The organism is Bradyrhizobium brasilense (assembly GCF_029714345.1).
In the GTDB taxonomy this organism is placed as follows: domain Bacteria; phylum Pseudomonadota; class Alphaproteobacteria; order Rhizobiales; family Xanthobacteraceae; genus Bradyrhizobium; species Bradyrhizobium australafricanum.
Genome location: NZ_CP121669.1, coordinates 5,415,883 through 5,431,347, shown reverse-complemented (window position 1 = coordinate 5,431,347; position 15,465 = coordinate 5,415,883). Strand labels below are relative to the sequence as shown.

The 15,465-nt window shown below is 64.8% G+C and carries 16 protein-coding genes; 7 read left to right on the top strand and 9 right to left on the bottom strand.

Going from position 1 to position 15,465, the window contains the following annotated elements; genetic code table 11:
* Window positions 1-99: 99 nt before the first annotated feature.
* From QA635_RS25635 to QA635_RS25610, 6 genes are all read right to left on the bottom strand, one after another.
* Window positions 100-1,035, bottom strand: coding sequence for a lipid A biosynthesis lauroyl acyltransferase (locus QA635_RS25635; RefSeq protein WP_092085559.1), 936 nt, complete (start codon window positions 1,033-1,035; stop codon window positions 100-102).
* A gap of 17 nt (window positions 1,036-1,052) precedes the next feature.
* Window positions 1,053-2,330 (bottom strand): beta-ketoacyl-ACP synthase, encoded by a 1,278-nt coding sequence (locus QA635_RS25630; protein WP_253609154.1) that lies wholly within the window; start codon window positions 2,328-2,330, stop codon window positions 1,053-1,055.
* A gap of 27 nt (window positions 2,331-2,357) precedes the next feature.
* Window positions 2,358-3,542, bottom strand: coding sequence for a beta-ketoacyl-ACP synthase (locus tag QA635_RS25625; RefSeq protein WP_283062054.1), 1,185 nt, complete (start codon window positions 3,540-3,542; stop codon window positions 2,358-2,360).
* A complete protein-coding gene (locus tag QA635_RS25620) occupies window positions 3,535-4,011 on the bottom strand; it encodes a 3-hydroxyacyl-ACP dehydratase FabZ family protein (RefSeq protein WP_057019709.1) in 477 nt (158 codons plus the stop codon). Before QA635_RS25620 ends, QA635_RS25625 begins: the two co-directional genes overlap by 8 nt.
* Window positions 4,012-4,020: 9 nt before the next feature.
* Window positions 4,021-4,320 carry an acyl carrier protein gene (locus tag QA635_RS25615; RefSeq protein WP_024582229.1) on the bottom strand — a complete coding sequence of 100 codons (300 nt, stop codon included), beginning with the start codon at window positions 4,318-4,320 and terminating at the stop codon, window positions 4,021-4,023.
* A gap of 182 nt (window positions 4,321-4,502) precedes the next feature.
* Window positions 4,503-4,844 (bottom strand): hypothetical protein, encoded by a 342-nt coding sequence (locus tag QA635_RS25610; RefSeq protein WP_057019710.1) that lies wholly within the window; start codon window positions 4,842-4,844, stop codon window positions 4,503-4,505.
* 420 nt (window positions 4,845-5,264) lie between these two features.
* On the opposite strand from QA635_RS25610, the gene QA635_RS25605 reads away from it, so the two are divergent.
* Window positions 5,265-5,891 carry a ParB-like protein gene (locus QA635_RS25605; RefSeq protein ID WP_057019711.1) on the top strand — a complete coding sequence of 209 codons (627 nt, stop codon included), beginning with the start codon at window positions 5,265-5,267 and terminating at the stop codon, window positions 5,889-5,891.
* Here the strand turns inward: QA635_RS25605 and QA635_RS25600 are convergent.
* The 3 genes from QA635_RS25600 to QA635_RS25590 form a co-directional block, all read right to left on the bottom strand.
* The gene (locus QA635_RS25600) at window positions 5,852-6,364 is read right to left on the bottom strand and encodes an MgtC/SapB family protein (RefSeq protein ID WP_225160662.1); all 513 of its coding nucleotides are present in this window, start codon (window positions 6,362-6,364) and stop codon (window positions 5,852-5,854) included. The genes QA635_RS25605 and QA635_RS25600 overlap by 40 nt on opposite strands.
* Window positions 6,365-6,372: 8 nt before the next feature.
* Window positions 6,373-6,951, bottom strand: coding sequence for a peroxidase-related enzyme (locus QA635_RS25595; protein ID WP_283062050.1), 579 nt, complete (start codon window positions 6,949-6,951; stop codon window positions 6,373-6,375).
* Between the two features lie 98 nt (window positions 6,952-7,049).
* The gene (locus QA635_RS25590) at window positions 7,050-8,798 is read right to left on the bottom strand and encodes an ATP-binding protein (RefSeq protein WP_283062048.1); all 1,749 of its coding nucleotides are present in this window, start codon (window positions 8,796-8,798) and stop codon (window positions 7,050-7,052) included.
* Window positions 8,799-9,196: 398 nt separating this feature from the next.
* Between QA635_RS25590 and QA635_RS25585 the strand changes: the two genes are divergently transcribed.
* From QA635_RS25585 to QA635_RS25560, 6 genes are all read left to right on the top strand, one after another.
* The gene (locus QA635_RS25585) at window positions 9,197-11,089 is read left to right on the top strand and encodes a putative bifunctional diguanylate cyclase/phosphodiesterase (RefSeq protein ID WP_283062046.1); all 1,893 of its coding nucleotides are present in this window, start codon (window positions 9,197-9,199) and stop codon (window positions 11,087-11,089) included.
* Between the two features lie 179 nt (window positions 11,090-11,268).
* Complete coding sequence (locus QA635_RS25580) at window positions 11,269-12,225, top strand: catechol 2,3-dioxygenase (protein WP_283062043.1); 957 nt, start codon at window positions 11,269-11,271, stop codon at window positions 12,223-12,225.
* Between the two features lie 159 nt (window positions 12,226-12,384).
* The gene (locus tag QA635_RS25575) at window positions 12,385-12,855 is read left to right on the top strand and encodes a DUF1801 domain-containing protein (protein ID WP_283071804.1); all 471 of its coding nucleotides are present in this window, start codon (window positions 12,385-12,387) and stop codon (window positions 12,853-12,855) included.
* Window positions 12,856-13,076: 221 nt separating this feature from the next.
* Window positions 13,077-14,354 (top strand): sulfite dehydrogenase, encoded by a 1,278-nt coding sequence (soxC, locus tag QA635_RS25570; RefSeq protein ID WP_283062041.1) that lies wholly within the window; start codon window positions 13,077-13,079, stop codon window positions 14,352-14,354.
* A gap of 34 nt (window positions 14,355-14,388) precedes the next feature.
* Complete coding sequence (locus tag QA635_RS25565) at window positions 14,389-14,886, top strand: c-type cytochrome (protein ID WP_283071802.1); 498 nt, start codon at window positions 14,389-14,391, stop codon at window positions 14,884-14,886.
* Window positions 14,887-15,022: 136 nt separating this feature from the next.
* Window positions 15,023-15,331 carry a BA14K family protein gene (locus tag QA635_RS25560; protein ID WP_283062039.1) on the top strand — a complete coding sequence of 103 codons (309 nt, stop codon included), beginning with the start codon at window positions 15,023-15,025 and terminating at the stop codon, window positions 15,329-15,331.
* Window positions 15,332-15,465: the final 134 nt, after the last annotated feature.

The following is a 15,465-nucleotide window of genomic DNA, read 5'->3' as shown; positions in this document are numbered from 1 at the left end:
GTTATTGCGAGGAGCGTCAGCGACGAAGCAATCCATGGCTCCGCAAGTGGCGAGATGGATTGCTTCGCTTCGCTCGCAATGACGAATGACAGTCTCCGTCTACCGCCAGCGCCGGTGCAGCCAGAGCCATTGATCGGGATACTCACGGACCCAGCCCTCGACGATGTCGGTGATCGCCTGCATGGTGCCCTGGATATCGATCTGGCCGGATGCGTCGAACACCGGCTTGACTTCCTCGGTGACCTCACCGCGGAAGCGACCGTCGGGCAGGCGGATGATCCGCGTGCCGTGGATGGGGCAATCGATCTGCCGGCGCAGGCGCGCCAGCAGCGGATTCGCCGTGGTCTTGCGGCCGAAGAAGGTGACGGGAACGCCGTTGGTCAAATACTGATCGACCAGCATCGCGACGTGCTGGCCGTTCTTCAGCGCCTGCGCCAGCTTGAGCGGCGCGTCGCGGCCGGCCGGGACCAATGTGCCCAGGTTGACTGCGCGGATGCGCTCGATGGCGCGGTCGGCGGCTTCGATGTTCGGCCGCCGAAACAGGATGGTGGCGTCGAGCCCATGCGCTGCGGCGGCAATTGGAGAGAGCTCCCAGTTGCCGAGATGTGCGGCGAAGAACAGTGCCGGCTTGCCGTCGTCACGCAACTGGTCGAACAGCTGCTTGCTGCGCGCCGAGAATTCGACACGACCCGGCTTGTCGGGATTCTGGGGATCGTGGTCCCAGATGCGGTCGATGTGCGCGAATTCAGCGCCGATGCGTCCGAGGTTGTGCCAGACGCCCGTCAGGATCTCCTCGATCTCCTCCGGTGACTTTTCCGGGAAGGCGGCCTTGAGGTTCTCGCGGCCGATGCGATCCTCGCGCAGCCGGCGGCCGATGAAATGCGCGGCGCGGCCGAAGAATCTTGCGGTCTTCTCGGGATCGAAGTAGCGCGTCGTACGCAGCAGGCCGATCGTCAGCCCGCCGATCGCCGCGTCGGTCACGGGCTTCGCGGCGTCACGCAGGTGCGCCCTGGTGCGAAGGAGCAGGCGTTTCATCTGATGAGGCGAGGGCGCTAGGCCGGCTCGCGCGTCAGGATCAGTGAGGCGTTCTGCCCGCCGAACCCGAACGAGTTCGACATCACGGCGGTCACCTTAGCATCGCGCGCCTTGTTGCCGACCACGTCGAACGGGATCGCGGGATCTGGCACCTCGTAGTTGATCGTCGGCGGAATCCGCTGATGCTCGAGCGTGAGCAGCGAGAAGATCGCCTCGACTGCACCAGCGGCCGAGATGGTGTGGCCGACCATCGACTTGTTCGACGACACCGGAATGTTTTTGGTGTGTTCGCCAAACACGGCCGACGTCGCAAGATACTCCATCTTGTCGTTTTCCGGCGTCGAGGTGCCGTGCGCGTTGATGTGATCGATTTGCTCGGGCTCCATTCCAGCATCGGCGAGCGTCTTGCGCACGCAGCCGATCGCCGGCTTGCCGTCCGGGCTCGAGCGGGTGCGGTGGAAGGAATCGGTAAGCTCGCCGCAGCCGGCAACGACGCCGAGGATGCGCGCGCCGCGCGCCATCGCGGCGTCGTAGCTTTCGAGCACCAGCGCGCCGGCGCCCTCCGCCATCACGAAGCCGTCGCGGTTCTTCGAGAACGGCTTTGAGGCGGCCTGCGGCGGGTCGTTCTGGGTGGAGAGAGCCGACAGCAGCGAGAAGCGCACCATGGCTTCGGGATTGACCGAGCCGTCGGTCGCGATGCACAGCGTTGCATCGGTTTCGCCGCGGCGGATCGCCTCGACGCCGAGCTGGATCGCGGTTGCGCCGGACGCGCAAGCCGTCGACAGCGAAATCGGCGACCCTTTGGTGCCGAAGGTCTCGGCGAGGTTGAGCGCGACGGAGCCGAAGGTGAAGCGTCGGTGAAAGTGCGCGAACTTCCCGCCACTGCAGGTCGCCAAGTATTCGATGATTCCAAAGTCCTTGGTCGGAACCTCGCGCGCGACTTCGAGCCGCTGCGGCCACTCGGTCTCGATCGGGGCGACTGCCAGAAACAGCGGGCCGGGAAAGTCGCCCTTGCTGCCGATGCCGGCTTGCTCGAGCGCTTCTTCGGTCGCGATCTCCGCCAGACGCTGCGACAGGCTGGTCGAGGAGAATGGGTCGACGGTGACGAAATCGACGGCGCCGGCCATCGTCGTCTTCATACTGTCGAGCGGGAAGCGTGTGACGGTCTTGATGCCGGACTCACCCGCGGTGAGGCGCTTCCAATTGTCGGTCTTGCCGCCGCCGAGCGACGTCACGATTCCCATGCCGGTCACGACGACGATCGGTCGGCCGAATTTATCGCGTGGTGCTGTCATGGTGTCCCCGTCGGTGCTTGCGCCGAATTACTTGACGGCCTCGACCAGTGCCATGCCTTCGCCCTGCCAGTGGCCGACCCCCAACACGACAATCTGGGTTGGCGCTTCGGTCTTTTCAACCTCCAGCCCGGTCGGGTCGTTGGCCGGATAGAGCGCGCCGCGCGAGATCGACAGCGCGGCCAGCGCGAGCCCAAGCGGGAACTGCGCCTCCATGGTGTGGCCAAAGGTCGTTCCGGTGGCGCGGACGGCAAAGCCGGCATGCTGGCTGAGGAATGCGCGCTCTTCGGCGGTCGCAGGCTCGGCGCCGGTCGCGCCCGTGATCAGGATACCGTTGTCGCCGCTGACGCCGAGTTGCGGCCACAACGCCTGCAGCGATTTCGTCACGGCGCCCGGCTCCTTGCGTCGGGCAAGGTCGGCGACAACCTTGGTCAGCTTGGCGTACGGCTTTGCGCCGCGGGCCTCGGCATGTTCGCGCGATTCCATCACGAGGAAGGCGCCGGCGGAGCCGATGGCAAAGCCCGGGTTGTTCCTGCGGGCCCAGACCGAGCTATGCTGGTCCTTGAGGGCGAGATCGCCGAATGCATAGAGCATCAAGAGGTCGCCGCGATCGCCGTTATGAGCGGCGCCGACCAAGGCGATGTCACTCTGGCCGGCTCCAATGCGCGCGACCGCGATCCGTGCCGCGTCGATGCTTGAGGCTTCCTCGCCCATGAAGGTGCGCGAGGTCCCGCACACGCCGTGAACGATCGCGATGTTGCCGGCGAGCAGGTTGGAGAGCTGCGCCAGGAACAGCGTCGGGCGCAGCTCGTTCATCAGCTTCTCGTTGAGGAGGGCTGGCGGCAACTTGCCCTGTGCGTCGGCGTTCATGATCGCAAGGTCGACAGTGAGGTCACGCTCGCCGCCGCCGGCTGCGATGATCATGTCCATCCGCGACAGGATTTCCTGATTGCCTTTGACACCGGCGGAATCGAGCGCCAGCCCGGCGGCATAAGTGCCGATCCGCTGCCAGGTTTCCATCTGACGCTGATCGCCCTTCTTCGGGATCTGGGCGTCGAAGCTGACGGGAGCGATCGGATGGATCACGTATGGCGCGAGACGCTTCTCGTCGGCATTGACGCGCCGGGCGCCGAGCGCCTCCCAATGCGCATCCAGTCCCTCGCCAAGCGAGGAGAGCAGGCCTACGCCGGTGATCCAGACTTCCTTCTCAGCCATTACTCATTGCCTGCTGCGGAAACCCGATCTTGGCGGCCATCGCATCCATGTGCACGCGCAAGTCCGGGCTGGGGAAGGGGATGTGACGGAAGGTCAGCTCGGCATTGCACTTGAGCTCCTTGCCGACGCGAACCTTCGCCGAGGTCACGGCGAAGCCTGAACCTTCGTGCTCGATCTTGGCCTCGATGGTCAGGACCGAGCCGGGGCTGACGAAGCCGCGCATCTTGGCTTCCTTGACCATGGCGAGGAAGGGCATGCGCTCGAACTTGGTCAGACCAAGGATCAGCCAGCCCGAGCTCTGGGCCATTGCTTCGGTCAGCAGTACGCCGGGCATGATCGGGTAGCCCGGGAAGTGCCCCGCGAACACCGAATGGCTGTCGGGCGGAACATCCGCCTCGACGACAATGGTCCTTGCGTCGAGGTTGAGGTCGACGATCCGATCAATCAGCTGAAAGATCTCGAGCTGCATGATGGGCGATTACGAGCCCGTGCCCGTGCCCGCGTTCTTGGCTGCAACCAGCTCGTCGATGCGGTCGGCGAGATTCTTCAACACGAAATACTGCTCCGTCGTGGCCTTGCCGTCGTTGACCTCCTGGGTCCACTTTTCGAGCGGCATCTTGATCCCGAAGGCCTTGTCGATGGCAAAGGCGATGTCGAGGAAGTCGAGGCTGTCGATCCCCAGATCGTCGATCGCGTGGCTCTCCGGCTTGATCGTGTCGCGCGGGATGTCGCAGGTCTCCGCGATAATGTTGGCGATCTGCTCGAATGTGGATGACATCATTAAACCTTTGATATATTGAAGGTAATTCCGGGTCGGCTCAGAGGAGGCGGGCGCCTTGCCCCGGAATGCCCGATTGCTGGTGCCGGAGTCGTGTGCCCGTATATCGGAGCAGGGCCGTTAGTTCAATGGAGCTTGGCCGGCCTCGCAAGGACGGTTTTTGGGCAAGGGTTCCGGCCAGCCTAGCTGCGCGGCATCACCGTAATCTTCGCGCAATCCCGGCGGCCCATCAGCACGCAATCCTGGGTCTTGCGCAAATCGGCGATGCTCATGGCAAGCCAGATGCCGATCGCGGTGAGCGCCACCGTGAAGGCGAAGGCGGCGATGTTGGCGAGCATGCGCTGGCGGAAATCGTCGGGCTCCTCGCGCGGCTTCTCATAGCGAGAGAGATCGTTGGCAACGGAAGCCGGGCGCGTCGTTCGGTGCGGCTCCTCGCGCTTGCCGGGCGGCTGCGCCGAGGTACGCGGCCGGAATTTGAGCACCACGTGCTCGGCATCCGAGGAGATTGGCCGCTGCGTCTTCACTGTTGTCAGTCCGGTCGCGTCGCCGGTTATGTTTAGCATGTTCGCTGCACTTCACACCTAAAATCTTGGTGCGCGCAGAGGTGGTATTCATGCGTCGATCACCTCCAGGAACTGGCTTGCCGTCGAGGCGGCTGCTGCGGAGCGCGGGATGCTCGGCATTGCGATGACCAAGCCGATGTCGACATACTCGTTCGACCTTCGCGCATGCACAGTTTGCGCTGCAACGCCGTCACGGAGGTTGAGGCTGCGCGCCCGGGCATTGACAGCCCGGGAGCATCGACAGCCGAGGGCGGACCATCCGGCCATCGGCCCCCACCGCTTCGTGAAGCCATTCCGGCACACCGGACTCTTTCACCCGCCTGCGGGCTCATGACATAGTGGAACCCGTTCCGGAGTGCCGGTCAAAAGGGAGCATAAATCATGGCCCACACGCGCGAGCCTTACGTCAAACCGGTCCCGATCCTGTCGCTGCGGCCGACCCAGATGACGGTCGGCATGCAGGAGGTGACGGAGAAGCGGAAGCGCTGGCGCGAGCACAAGTCGGACAAGAAGCGCGCCGAACTGCTGGGCAAGCACATGATCCCGGTCGTCCATGGTCCCGACGATCGCTACTACGTGGTCGATCACCATCACATGGCGCGGGCGCTGCACGACGAGGGCGTCAAGGACATCCTGGTCACGGTGATCGGCGATCTCACGATGGTCGAGCGTGACGTGTTCTGGGGCGTGATGGACAACAAGCGCTGGGTCTATCCCTACGATTCCAAGGGCGAGCGCCGCCACTTCAAGGACATTCCGAAATCGATCAAGGATTTGAGGGACGATCCGTTCCGCAGCCTCGCCGGCGAGATGCGCCGGGCGGGCGGTTTTGCCAAGGACACGACGCCGTTCAGCGAATTCCTGTGGGCCGATTTCCTGCGCCGCCACATCCCGCGCAAGACGGTGGAGAATAATTTCGCCAAGGCGCTGGAGAAGGGACTGGCGCTCGGCCGCAGCAAGGACGCAGTCTATTTGCCCGGCTGGTGCGGGCCGGCATCCGACGACTGATCTGCCGCGGCCTCCGGCCTGTGCTGATCCTCCCTGCCGCCGAGCGCGTGGTGCAGCCACCGCTCGGTCCGCTTGCCGAAGGTTAACAGCAGGAACGCTAGCGCGACGGCGGTGACGACGATCGGCCAATGTCCGGCGCCGCAGACGATGCCGACGCAAGCGGCGAAGAAAGCGCATGCGGCGCTGGTCAGGCCGCGGACCTGGAAGCGGTCGCCCTGCCGCACGATCACGCCGGCGCCGAGGAATCCGATGCCGGTCAGCACGCCCTGGATCACGCGGCTCACCGCGTCGGTGAACTTGCCGGGCTCGACGGCCTGCAATGCCAGCAGCACGACCATGGCTGTCGAGAGGCTGACGAGACCCAGCGTCTTCAGGCCGATCGGCTTGCCGCGCAGGTCACGGTCGAGCCCGATCGCGCAACCGGCAAGGGTGGCCGCGCCGAGACGCAGGACGATCTCGCTCCAGTCCGCCAAGGCGTCCTCTATTTCGGCTGCCGGCCGAGCATGTAGAACTCGCTGTTCGGCCGCATGCCGGTGACGTTGGCGAGCCGGTTCGACAGCGCGAAGAATGCCGCAACCGCGGCGATGTCCCAGACGTCGTCGTCGCTGAAGCCTTGGGCGGCAAGCGCGGCGAAGTCCGCCTCCGAGACTTCCTCGGCGGCGCGGCTCACCTTCATGGCGAAGTCGAGCATCGCGCGCTGCCGCGGCGCGATGTCGGCCTTGCGGTAGTTGACCGCGATCTGGTCGGCGATCTCGGGATTCTTGGCGCGGATGCGCAGGATCGCGCCGTGGGCGACCACGCAATACTGGCACTGGTTGGCGGCGCTGGTCGCCACCACGATCATCTCGCGCTCGGCCTTCGAGAGGCCGGAGTCCTTCTCCATCAGCGCGTCGTGATAGGCGAAGAAGGCGCGAAACTCGTCGGGGCGATAGGCCAAGGTGAGGAAGACGTTCGGCACGAAGCCGGACTTCTCCTGCACCGCCAGGATGCGGGCGCGGATGTCCTCGGGGAGCTTGTCGAGAGCGGGCGTCGGGAAGCGTTTTGCGGTCGGCTGCGTCATGAGATGGTTCCGGCGTGCCGCCTGGATGCGGCGTCACGCGAGACCATAGTGGATGACGGGTCTGGCGCAAGGCGCATCGGCGCCTTGGCGGAATTCGGCTAACGCAGCGGCTTCTTCAGCAGCGAGAAGCGGTCCGGATCGAGGCCGAGCGAGGGCTGCAGCATCGGCGTCTCGGCCGGCGCTATGGTGCGCGCCGGCGCCGGAGAGTTGAAGTTGGCGTCGCCGCTCGGGCTATCGCGATGCGAGGTGGCGCCGCGCCAGCGCTCCAGCACGGCGCTGACGAAATGCATGTCATGCCCGGCTGTGACCGACGGTACCGTGGCGATGGTGGCCTCGCCGCGCGGCAACTGGTGCGGCGGCACCTCCTTGAAACGCAGTCGGGTCGGCAGCGCCACGCCTTCGCCGAACGCCAGCACCTCGCGGGTGCCGAGCGAGGGCACGAAGGACAGCAGGTTGGCGGCGGCGTCCGAGACGGCGGAGCGCAGCAGCGCCTGGTCGCGGTCGTTGGCGAGGCGCATCGTGAACAGCGTGTTGCACTGAGAGATGATGGTCGCGTCGAGCTCGGCCGGACGCTGGGTGATCAGGCCGAGATAGACGCCGTATTTGCGGCCTTCCTTGGCGATGCGCGACACCGCCTTGCGGGTCGGCCCGAAGCCGATATTGCGGTCGGCCGAGGCGTAGCGGTGCGCTTCCTCGCAGACGAACAGCATCGGCGAGACGCCGTCGCTCCACAGCCCGAAATCGAACGCCATGCGGCACAGCACCGACACCACGGAATCGACGACTGCGGCGGGGAAGCCGGCGAGCTGCATGATCGTCATCGGCTTGCCGTTGGCGGGCAGGCGGAACAGATGGCTGATCACCTCGGCCATGGTATCGCCGCCGACATTGGCATTGTCGAACATGAAGGCGTAGCGCGGATCGTTGCGCACCGCGTCGATGCGCGAGATCAGCTTGTGATAGATGATGCGCGAGGAGCGGTTCTCCAGCTTGCCCATGCGCTCGTCGATCAGCGAGATCAGGTCGACAAGGCGATAGGGCACCGGCGTATCGACGGTGTAGCCGACCTGCTTGGGGTCGATGCGCTTCAGCCCGAGACCGACCCGGTCGGAGTTCTGGTACTGGGTGTAGATGCCCTTCGCCATCGGGATCACTTCGGCGAGAATGTCGAGCTCCTCGGGCACGCCGGGCCGGCCGCCGAACAACACGTCGACGATCTCTTCGAAGTTGAACAGCCAGAACGGCAGCTTCAGGTTCCGCGGGTTGAGCACCTGGGCGCGCTCGCCGAAGCAGCGGCCGTATTCGTTGTGCACGTCGAGCAGGAAGATGCGCAGGTTCGGCCGCGACTTCAGGATCTCGTTGAGCAGCAGCGACACGCCGGTCGACTTGCCGACGCCGGTCGAGCCGAGCACCGCGAAGTGCTTGGACAACATCTCCTCGACGTCGACATAGGCGATGACAGAACGATCCTGCTGCAGCGTGCCGACATTGATCTGGTCCGAGCCGCTCGGCGCATAGACCGTGCGCAGCTCCTGGTTCGTGATCAGATCGGTGCTGTCGCCGATGGTCGGATAGTGGGTGACGCCGCGCTGGAATTTCGGGCGGTCGCCGCCCAAGATCTCGCCCAGCAGGTCGACCGAGGCGGTCGCCATGTATTCGTCGGACGCCGGCAGGTTCTCGCACGTCACTTCGGTGATCATGGCGACGATGACCGAGCTCGCGCAGCGGATACTGACGAACCGGCCGACGGTCGCTCGCATCTCTGAAAGTTGCATCTGGCCGCCCGCCAGCAGCCCAACCCGGGCCTGCGAGCCGCGCACAGAGATCACACGTCCGAAGGGTGTCACAGTTCCAGCCTGGCTCGTTCTCAAAATCTAAATGTCCGGACCAATATGCCCGCCCGGGATTGGAAAAACCGTTAAATCGCCGGGGTTCCGCATCGGCTAAATCTACACCTTCCCGGTGACGATTTGTTTCTGTCATACCGCGAGATTACGCGCTGTCGCGCGCATCGGCGGTGGAATCGTCGCTTTCCGGCACAGCCGCGTTTGTTTCCCGGTTTTTCCGTTAAGGCGGGATTCACCATCTCTGAGGAGTGCATAGGCAGCTCCGTAGGTTTACGGGGCAATGGGCGCGATTTGTCATACGCTGTCGCCCGGTATCGCGTAACCGATTGCTAACTGCGAGTTGTAACGACCTTTCCATTTGTGCTGCGTAACGATGCCGCGCCCTGGGAGAGATCCGCGTGCGCATCGAACACCGCAATTCATCGTCAGGAAATGCCGACGCCGGCTCGACCAAGGGGCTGGCGTTCTGTGCCGGCCTGTTGGTCGGCAGCCTGCTCGGAAGCGCGACCGCGCAATGGAGCGAGCGCGAAGGCCTGCTGATGGCGGCATTCGCGATCATGGCCGTGATCGTCTTCCTGTTGCTCAAGCGGCACGAAATCTCCGACGAGCGGCTCGCCACCGAACGTCGCAATCTCATGACCGCCGTGAACAACATTCCGCAGGGCCTCGTGCTCTACGATGCATCGGCGCGCATCATCATCTGCAACCGCCCCTACATCGAGATGTTCGGGCTTTCGCCCGACGTCGCCAAGCCCGGCTGCACGATGCACCGGCTGATTGCGCATAGACAGGAGACGGGCTCGTTCGACGGCGATGTCGACGACTTCTGCGACGCCATCATCGGCAACGTGAAGCTTGGCCGCGCCACGCGTCAGCTGACGCAGGCGCCGGGCGGGCGCGCGATCGAGATCGTCAACAAGCCGCTGCCGGAAGGCGGCTGGGTGGCGACTATCCAGGATGTCACGGAGCGCACGCGCACCGAGAACAAGATCGCCCACATGGCGCATTATGATGCGCTGACCGACCTGCCGAACCGCGTGCTGTTCCGCGAACGCCTGGAGCGGTCGCTGAAGGCGATCCGGCCGGATCAGCAGCTCGCGGTCATGTATATCGACATCGACGAGTTCAAGGCCGTCAACGACGCGCTCGGCCATCAGATCGGCGACGAATTGCTCAGGGCGGTCGCCGACCGCCTGCGCGGCTGCGTTGGGGACACCGACGTCGCGGCGCGGCTCGGCGGTGACGAGTTTGCCGTGATCCAGACCGCCGTCCGCGATCAGACCGAGACCATGCAGCTCCTCGCTGCGATCTATCAGGCGATCCGCCGGCCGATCGACTGCAGCGGGCATCTGATCACCACCGATGCCAGCATCGGCATCGCCGTTGCGCCCGCCGACGGCCTCGACATCGATCAATTGCTGCGCAATGCCGACCTCGCGCTCTACGGAGCCAAGAGCGACGGCCGCCGCACCTACCGGTTCTTCGAGACCGGCATGGACGCACGTGCCAAGGCGCGGCGGAGCCTCGAGCTCGAGCTGCGCCAGGCGATCGCCGACGGCAGCTTCGAGCTGCACTATCAACCGCTGCTCCATCTCGAGGAGGGGCAGGTCAGTTGCTGCGAGGCGCTGGTGCGCTGGCGTCATCCCGAACGCGGCACCATCTCGCCGGCGGATTTCATCCCGATCGCCGAGGACACCGGCCTGATCAACGATCTCGGTCACTGGGTGCTCAACACCGCGTGCCGCGAGGCGATGAACTGGCCGGAGCATGTTCATGTCGCGGTCAACGTGTCTCCGATCCAGTTCAAGAGCCAGACGCTGGCGCTCAACGTCGCCGCCGCGCTCGCCGCGACAGGTCTTGCACCTTCGCGGCTCGAGCTCGAGATCACCGAGGCGGTGCTGATCCGCGACGACGAGGCTGCGCTCGATATCCTGCATCAGCTGCGCGAACTCGGCGTCCGTATCGCGCTCGACGATTTCGGCACCGGCTATTCCTCGCTGAGCTATCTGCAGCGCTTTCCCTTCGACAAGATCAAGATCGATCGCGCCTTCATCAAGGATCTCGCCGGCACCGGCGCGTCGTCCACGATCGTCCAGGCCGTCGTCAACATCGCCGCTGCCAGCGACATGACCACGACCGCGGAGGGCGTCGAGACCGAGCAGCAGCGCAACCTGCTGCGCATCCTCGGCTGCACCGAGATGCAGGGCTATCTGTTCAGCCGGCCGGTGTCATCGGCTGAAATCCGCAAGCTCCTGTCGTCGGATCGCGAGAAGGCCGTCTCGGTCGCCTGACGCCTGGGACCGCTTTCACGAGGTGATTCCGGCGACGGAATGCCGTGCGAGCGCGATTGCCGCCGCCATAATTTGTTGACGGGACCTAATCATTTGTACACTAGTACAAATCGACGCCATCGCTCACTCGCCCAAACGAAAAATCGGCGATCCGGCGTCGTCGCGGAGGGAGACCGCCCATGCAGCCGGAACCGATCTTCGATCTCGCGCATCTCGGGCACATGGAGCTTTTGACGCCGAAGCCGGACGAGAGCCTGAAGTTCTTTGTCGACGTCTTGGGCATGACCGTTAGCGGCCGCAAGGGCGAGTCGGTGTATCTGCGCGGCTGGGACGATTACGAGCGTTATTCGCTGAAGCTGACGGCGTCGAAGACTTCAGGGATGGAGCACATGGCGCTGCGGGCGCGCAGCCCGCAGGCGCTCGAACGCCGCGTTGCCGCGCTGAAGGGCTCGGGGTTCGATATCGGCTGGATCGACGGTGACATGGGGCAGGGGCCGGCATTCCGCTGCCGCGACCCCGACGGCCATGTCATCGAGCTCTATTACGAGACCGAGTGGTACGAGGCGCCGGCCGAGCTGAAGCCCGCGCTGAAAAACCAGGCGCAGCGCTTTCCGGCGCGCGGCGTCAATGTGCGGCGGCTCGACCATCTCAATTGCCTCGCGGTCGACATCAAGGCCAACCGCCTGTTCTTCGAAAACTACCTCGGCTGCCGCACCACCGAGCAGATCGTGCTCAACGACGGCACGGAAGCCGCGATGTGGATGACGATGTCGAACAAGAGCTACGACTTCGCCTATACGCGCGACCATTACGGCAAGCGCGGCCGGTTTCACCATGTCACCTACGCGCTCGACAGCCGCGAGGAGATCCTGAGGGCCGCAGATATTTTTCTCGAGCACGGGGTGCATATCGAGACCGGGCCGCACAAGCACGCGATCCAGCAGACCTTCTTCCTCTATGTCTATGAACCCGGCGGCAACCGCGTCGAGGTCGCCAACGCCGGCGCACGCCTGATCCTCGCGCCGGACTGGAAGCCGATCGTGTGGACCGAGGAAGAGCGCAGGAAGGGACAGGCGTGGGGGTTGAAGACGATCGAGTCGTTCCACACCCACGGCACCCCGCCAGTAATCGACTAGATGCGAGACCGCCACACGAAAGCCGCCCGAGCGCGTCGATACGCCGCCGCGAACACGCGCGCTCGCTGACGACAACACCGACGCGCAACCGATATGATCCGGTTCGCGACGGCGGACGCTGCGCTGCGCGCGAGACGTGAATCGGTGAGAGCGGGCACAATGGCTGGCAAGACGCGAAAGACGTCGGCGAAGGGGGCGAAAAAGAGCGCCGCGAAGCGTGGCTCTGCAAAGCCGCGTCTGCTCGCGGGCGGCAATCCGCAGATCGCAAAAGGCCATGGCGATGCTCCGGTGCAAGCCTATATCGCCGCGATGCCCGGGTGGAAGCGCGACGTCGGGCGCAAGCTTGACGCGCTCATCGTGCGTGCCGTCCCCGGCGTGCACAAGGCGGTGAAGTGGAACTCGCCGCTCTACGGCACGGAAGGGGAAGGCTGGTTCCTCGGCATCCATGTCTTCACGCGCTACGTCAAGGTGGCGTTCTTTCGCGGCGCCTCGCTGCATCCGGTGCCGCCGGGCGAGTCAAAGCAGCAGCACACACGTTATCTCGACATTCACGAGAACGACGAGCTCGACGAAGCCCAGTTCACCGCGTGGGTGAAGCAAGCCGGTCAATTGCCCGGCGAACGGATGTGAGTGGCAACGCAGGTCAGGACCGGTAAGCAGCGGCCACGACGCGCTGTCGATGCAGCTCTGCGCGATAGAGCATTGCCTCGCCTCAGCCCTTTGGTGTTAGGCTGCACCAAAGCCCGATGAATCGCCATCGCGCTTTGGATTGTTGTCCTGGCATGATCTTTTCGGAAAACCGCTTCGCACTTTTCCGGATCATGCTCTGGTAACGTCAGAGGAAAACGTCGATGAGCGAACACACGACGGACAAGCGCGTGCGAGAGGCGTCTCGCAGGCGATTCCTTCAGGCCGGCGCAGCACTGGCCGGTGGCTCCGCCATATCGGGAGTTGCCGGTTCTACCGCGCTTGCCGAACAGGGGAATAATCTTCCGCCCAATGTGCCGGAATGGATGAAAGCGCCCGGCGACCCGATGGGAAGCCAGCCCTATGGCACGCCGTCGGTTCACGAGAAGGCTGTCGTCAAGAACATCTCGAAGACGCTGCCGCAATACATCTCCGCTTCGGGCCGCACGCCGCTGCAGGAGCTCGACGGCATCATCACGCCGAACGGTTTGTTCTACGAACGCCATCATGGCGGCGTGCCGACGATCGACCCGGCCAAGCACCGGCTGGTGCTGCATGGCATGGTCGATCGCCCGCTGGTGTTCACGATGGAGGACATCCGCCGCTTTCCGTCGCAGTCGCGCATCCACTTCCTCGAATGCTCCGGCAATCCGGTCTACACCAAGCCCTACGGCAAGACGGCCTCCGACCTCGTCGGCCTCCTGAGCTGTGCGGAATGGACCGGCGTGCCGCTGAAGACGGTGTTGGACGAAGCGGGCCCGCAGGCCGGCGCCAAATGGATCGTGGCCGAAGGCGCCGACGCCGCTGCGCTGACGCGCTCGATCCCGATCGAGAAATGCCTCGACGACGCCATGCTGGTCTACAGCCAGAATGGCGAGCGGCTGCGCCCGCAGCAGGGCTACCCGCTGCGCCTGTTGCTGCCCGGCTTCGAGGGCAACATGAACGTGAAGTGGCTGCGGCGGCTCAAGGTCGTCGCCGAGCCGGCCTATTCGCGCGAGGAGACCTCGAAATACACCGACCCGATGCCGGACGGCACGTCGCGCGAATTCACCTTCTATATGGAAGCCAAGTCGATCATCACGCGGCCGTCCGGCGGGCAGAAGCTGACGACGCAGGGCTTTCACGAGATTACCGGCATCGCCTGGAGCGGTCACGGCAAGATCAAGGGCGTCGAGGTCTCGCTCGACGAGGGCAAGAGCTGGCAGCAGGCCAAATTGCAGGAGCCGGTGTTGACGCGCGCGCTCACGCGCTTCCGCTTGCCCTGGCATTGGGACGGCAAACCTGCCGTGATCCAGAGCCGCGCCATCGACGAGACCGGATACGTGCAGCCGACACTGGCGGAATTGGTCAAGGTGCGCGGTCTCAACTCGTTCTACCACAACAACGCGATCTGGCCCTGGCGCATCGATGCGAATGGTGAGGTGACCAATGGCCAGGCGTAAGCTCAAGGCGGCGTTCCTTGTGAGTGCGGTCGCGATGCTCGCCACTGCCGGGCAGGCCGAGGATCGCTTTGGCATCGGGCGTGCGGCGACGCCTGCCGAGATCGCCGGCTGGAATATCGATATCGGCCGTGACGGCTCCAACCTGCCGCCGGGCAGCGGCAGTGTCGAGCACGGCCGCACGGTGTTCAGCGAGCAATGCGCGGCGTGCCATGGCGACAGCGGGCAGGGCGGCGTCGGCGACCGCTTGGTCGGTGGACAGGGCACGCTGGCGAGCCCCAAACCGATCCGCACCGTCGGCAGCTATTGGCCCTATGCCCCGACGCTGTTCGACTACATCCGCCGCGCGATGCCGCAGAACGCGCCGCAGTCGCTGAGCAATGAGGACGTCTACGCGGTGTCCGCCTATATCCTCAGTCTGAACGGCATCGTGCCGGCCAATGCGGTGCTCGACGCCAAGTCGCTCGCCGCCATCAAGATGCCGAACCGCGACGGCTTCGTCTCCGATCCGCGGCCCGACGTGCACAACCACTGAGCGGCAGGCACGGCCGGCTGGCTCGCAGCATCGTGACGTCGTGGCCCCTGTGCCCGGAGGATTGCCGTCCCTATCTCCGTTTGGGGGCGGCTCGGCCGTCATCCGGCACACGTTTATGATCGATAGGAGAGGCCGCATGACCAGGTCATGGGCAGTCGCAGCCGCCATGCTGCTCGTGGGAATGACGTTCACGCCGGTCGCGGCCCAGATGTCGGAGCCGGCATATTTCGACGCGCAAAATCCAGGACGCAGCGCGATCAACGGCGGCGCGTTGACGCCATGGGGTGAGTCCCAGGAGGCCGCGCAGCGCGGCGGCAATCCGGCGAACGCCTACGGTGCCATGCCTGCGGCGGAGCCATCTTCCTCTTGCGCGCGCTACCATTCATTCGATCCAGCGTCCGGCACCTTCCTTGGCCGCGACGGCCGCCGCCATCCCTGCCGATAAGGCCCTGCACCGCGCTTGGCGGTGGATAAGGGCGCCGGCATTCGCCCGGCGCGCGAACGACTGGACGTTCGCCGCGTTATAGTCTGCCGATCGTGTCGGGTCCCGCTGGACCCGGGCGGCGGAGGGCACCCGGC